5 protein-coding genes are annotated in these 3,520 nt (G+C 71.2%); 4 read left to right on the top strand and 1 reads right to left on the bottom strand.

Annotation, left to right across the window (positions count from 1 at the left end):
* The 3 genes from AC27IQ_RS20630 to AC27IQ_RS20620 form a co-directional block, all read left to right on the top strand.
* The coding region (locus AC27IQ_RS20630) for an aminotransferase class I/II-fold pyridoxal phosphate-dependent enzyme (RefSeq protein WP_487090608.1) at nucleotides 1-618 on the top strand (618 nt) is incomplete at its 5' end.
* Nucleotides 619-672: 54 nt separating this feature from the next.
* Complete coding sequence (locus AC27IQ_RS20625) at nucleotides 673-1,458, top strand: HipA family kinase (RefSeq protein ID WP_272564133.1); 786 nt, start codon at nucleotides 673-675, stop codon at nucleotides 1,456-1,458.
* The gene (locus tag AC27IQ_RS20620) at nucleotides 1,445-1,846 is read left to right on the top strand and encodes a DUF3037 domain-containing protein (RefSeq protein WP_284399283.1); all 402 of its coding nucleotides are present in this window, start codon (nucleotides 1,445-1,447) and stop codon (nucleotides 1,844-1,846) included. The genes AC27IQ_RS20625 and AC27IQ_RS20620 overlap by 14 nt, the downstream gene beginning before the upstream one ends.
* A gap of 33 nt (nucleotides 1,847-1,879) precedes the next feature.
* Here the strand turns inward: AC27IQ_RS20620 and AC27IQ_RS20615 are convergent, their stop codons facing one another.
* Nucleotides 1,880-2,293 (bottom strand): DUF3224 domain-containing protein, encoded by a 414-nt coding sequence (locus AC27IQ_RS20615; protein ID WP_487090607.1) that lies wholly within the window; start codon nucleotides 2,291-2,293, stop codon nucleotides 1,880-1,882.
* A gap of 293 nt (nucleotides 2,294-2,586) precedes the next feature.
* Here AC27IQ_RS20615 and AC27IQ_RS20610 point away from each other — a divergent pair.
* Nucleotides 2,587-3,520: cobyric acid synthase (locus AC27IQ_RS20610; RefSeq protein WP_487090606.1), on the top strand; the 934-nt coding region annotated here is incomplete at its 3' end.

The raw sequence follows: 3,520 nt of genomic DNA, 5'->3' as shown, positions 1-3,520 counted from the left end.
CTGTGCTGGGCGTGCGATCCCTCCAGCCCGCTCGGCACACCCGACCCCGCGCTGGCCGCCTGGGCCCGGATCGGGGCGCAAGACGGCGCACTGCGCGTGATCGACTGCGCCTACGCCCCCCTGCGCCTGGAGGGCACCGCCAGCCACATGCCCGCCAACGCCTGGCAGCTGTGGACGCCCAACAAGGCCCTGGGCCTGACGGGCGTGCGCGCGGCCTATGCCATCGCGCCGCAGGCGCAGCCGCCGCAAGACCTGGCCGCGCTGCGGTCGCTGGCGCCATCGTGGCCCATCGGCGCCCATGGCGTGGCGCTGCTCACGGCATGGACCCTTGCCTCCCCCCAGCGCTGGCTGCTCGACAGCCTGGACACGCTGCGGGTCTGGAAGGCGGAGCAGCAGGCGCTGTGCGAAGCGCTGGGCTGGGCCGTCGTGCCCGGGAGCCTGGCCAACTACTTCGTGGCACGGCCTGGGGGGGATGACCTGCCGGCGGCCCTGCAGCGGTTGCGAGCCCACGGCATCAAGCTGCGCGACGGCACGTCGTTCGGGCTGCCGGGTCAGGTGCGCCTGGGCGTGCTGCCGCCGGGTTCCCAGCAGGCGCTGCGCCAGGCCTGGATCGGCTGACTGCCGCTACCATCCCCGCCTCACCCGCGACCGCTCGAAGGAAGCCGCTCCGCCATGCGCACCATCACCGTCAGCCGCTACGTCACGCCCCTGCGTGAGGGCGGCTCCATGCCCGCCGTCGTCGAGGGCGACGACCTGGGCCTGTATGTGCTCAAGTTCCGTGGCGCGGGGCAGGGCGTGCGGGCCCTGCTCGCCGAGATGATCGCTGGCGGCATCGCCCGCGCGCTGGGCCTGCCCGTTCCCGAGATCGTGCTCGCGCAGTTGGACGTGGCCCTGGCGCAGACCGAGCCGGACCCCGAGATCCAGGACCTGATCCGTGCCAGCGGCGGCCTCAATGTGGGGCTGGACTACCTCTCGGGCGCCGCGAACTTCGACCCGGCGGTGGATGCTGTCTCGGACGACTTCGCCTCGCGGCTGGTCTGGTTCGACACGCTGGTGGGCAACGTGGATCGCACGGCGCGCAACACCAACCTGCTGGTGTGGCACCGCAACCCGTGGCTGATCGACCATGGCGCGGCGCTCACTTTCCACCATGCGTGGAACGGCACGGTGGCCGTGCCCGCCAAGCCCTTCGCCCCCATTGCCGACCACGTGCTGCTGCCCCGCGCCACCGCGCTGGCGCAGGTGGATGCGGAACTGGCCGCGCGCCTCACGCCCGCCGTGCTGCAGGGCGTGCTGTCCGAGGTGCCCGATGAATTCCTGCAACTGGCCGGTGCCGACCACGCCGAAGGCCCGTTGACCGCGCCCGGCACCCACCGGCAGGCCTACGCGGATTACTTCGCCGCACGGCTGGCCGGGCGCGGCGCCTGGCTGAAGGGAGCGATCGATGCACGCGGCTGATGTGTACGACTACGCCATCGTGCGCGTGGTGCCGCGCGTGGAGCGCGAAGAATTCATCAATGCCGGCGCCATTCTTTCGTGCCAGCGCACGGGCTTCCTTCAGGCCGCCATGGCACTGGACGAGGCGCGGCTGCTGGCCCTGGACCCTGCGGCCGACCTGGACACGGTGCGCCGGCACCTGGCGGCCATCGTCGCCATCTGCGCGGGCGACACGGGCTGCGGGCCCATCGCGCAGATGCCTTACCGATCGCGCTTTCACTGGCTGACCGCGCGGCGCAGCGGGATCATCCAGACCTCGCCGGTGCACACCGGGCGCTGCACCGATGCGGGCGCGGCGCTGGAGCACATCATGGACCGCATGGTCCGGCCGTTGCGTGCGATGGGTTGAAGGGTTGATGGGGTGATGACGCCGCACCCCGCCTCAGCCGGCGCTGTCCGGTAATGTGAAGTCGAACCGGTAGGCGTGCGACCCGTCGGCGGCGACGTCGATGGTCATGCGACCTTCCAGGCCGGTGAGCGCGTCGGTGCCCGAATCAGGCACCACTGCGATGCGCTGCTCTGGCACGCCGCGCGCCATGGTCGAGCTGTGCTGCAGCACGAAGCTGCCGTGGCGTCCTGCCAGGCTGCCATGCACGGTTTCCATCGCGACGTAGCCGGCCGATCCTGCGGTGGCGCTGCGAAAGGCCAGCATCTCGCCAGTGCTCGTGGCGTCCAGGCTTCCGTGGAAGCGCTTGTCGAGGGACATGCGGAGAAGGCCGCTGGTGCTCGCCGTGTCGCTCAGTGGGTGGGGCGCGGTTTTGACGTCGAAGGGGCCGGTGATGGAATCAGAAATCATGGGTTGTCTCGCAGGTGGAAGCGGCCCGCCCGCTGCAGGAGCGCGCAGGGGGGCAGGGCCTGTCGGTGGAAACGAAGCCGCTATTGAACCGCAAGAACGTGCAACGCAGTTCGGGCCATGCTGGCCGCGAGCCGGGCATGCGGGTCGGGGGACAATACGGCTCCTTCGCCAATCGAACTGCGCCGTGCATTCCGCCCCTTTCGCCTTCGCTGCTCCTCGCCCCACCGTTCCGCTTTTTCCGTGTCCGCTGTTCTGCCGCCGCTGTGGCCGCAGCGCACGGGCCGGGCGCTGACATGGCGGCGCGCTGCGTCATGGTGCTGGGCACGACCAGTGGCGCCGGCAAGAGCTGGCTGGCCACGGCCCTGTGCCGCTGGTACAGCAACCAGGGCCTGAAGGTGGTGCCGTTCAAGGCGCAGAACATGAGCAACAACGCGCGCGTGGTCGCCGGGCCGGGCGGCGGCCACGGCGAGATCGGCAGCGCGCAGTATTTCCAGGCCCTGGCCGCGCGTGCCGAGCCCGATGTGCGCATGAACCCGCTGCTGCTCAAGCCCGAGGCCGACACCCGCAGCCAGGTGGTGCTGATGGGGCAGGTGAGCGAGGAGCTGTCCGCATTGCCCTGGCGCGGCCGCAGTGCGCGGGTGTGGCCGCAGATCGCCGCCGCGCTCGATGCGCTGCGCGCCGAGAACGACGTGGTGGTGATCGAAGGCGCGGGCTCGCCGGCCGAGATCAACCTGCAAGCGAGCGACGTGGTCAACCTGCGCGTGGCGCGGCATGCGGGCGCGAGTTGCCTGCTCGTCACCGACATCGACCGGGGCGGCGCGTTCGCCCACCTCTACGGCACCTGGGCCCTGGTGCCGGAGGATGAACGCGCGCTGATCCAGGGCTTCGTGCTCAACAAGTTCCGGGGCGATGCGGCGCTGCTGGCCCCCGCGCCCGAAATGCTGCAACAGATGACCGGCGTGCCCACCGTGGCCACCATCCCCATGCAGTGGCACCATGGCCTGCCCGAGGAAGACGGGGTGTTCGACGATGCCGCGCGCGCCAGCGGCGTGGTGCACACGACCATCGCCGTGGTGGCCTACCCGCGCATCAGCAACCTCGACGAATTCCAGCCCCTGAAGGCCGTGCCCGGCGTGCGGCTGCTGTGGGCCCGCAGCCCGGCCGACGTGGCGGGGGCCGACTGGATCGTGCTGCCCGGCTCCAAGGCCACGGCGGCCGACCTGGCTT

The sequence above is a fragment of the Acidovorax sp. KPB24-07 genome, from assembly GCF_057543315.1.
The sequence above is the reverse complement of the archived record's forward strand: the minus strand, read 5'-3'. Positions and strand labels throughout refer to the sequence as shown.

Bases quoted from the DNA above. Each gene is read 5' to 3' on its own strand.
- AC27IQ_RS20620 (WP_284399283.1), top strand. From the start codon at position 1,445: ATGCACGCGGCTGATGTGTACGACTACGCCATCGTGCGCGTGGTGCCG.
- AC27IQ_RS20615 (WP_487090607.1), bottom strand. From the start codon at position 2,293: ATGATTTCTGATTCCATCACCGGCCCCTTCGACGTCAAAACCGCGCCC.
- AC27IQ_RS20625 (WP_272564133.1), top strand. From the start codon at position 673: ATGCGCACCATCACCGTCAGCCGCTACGTCACGCCCCTGCGTGAGGGC.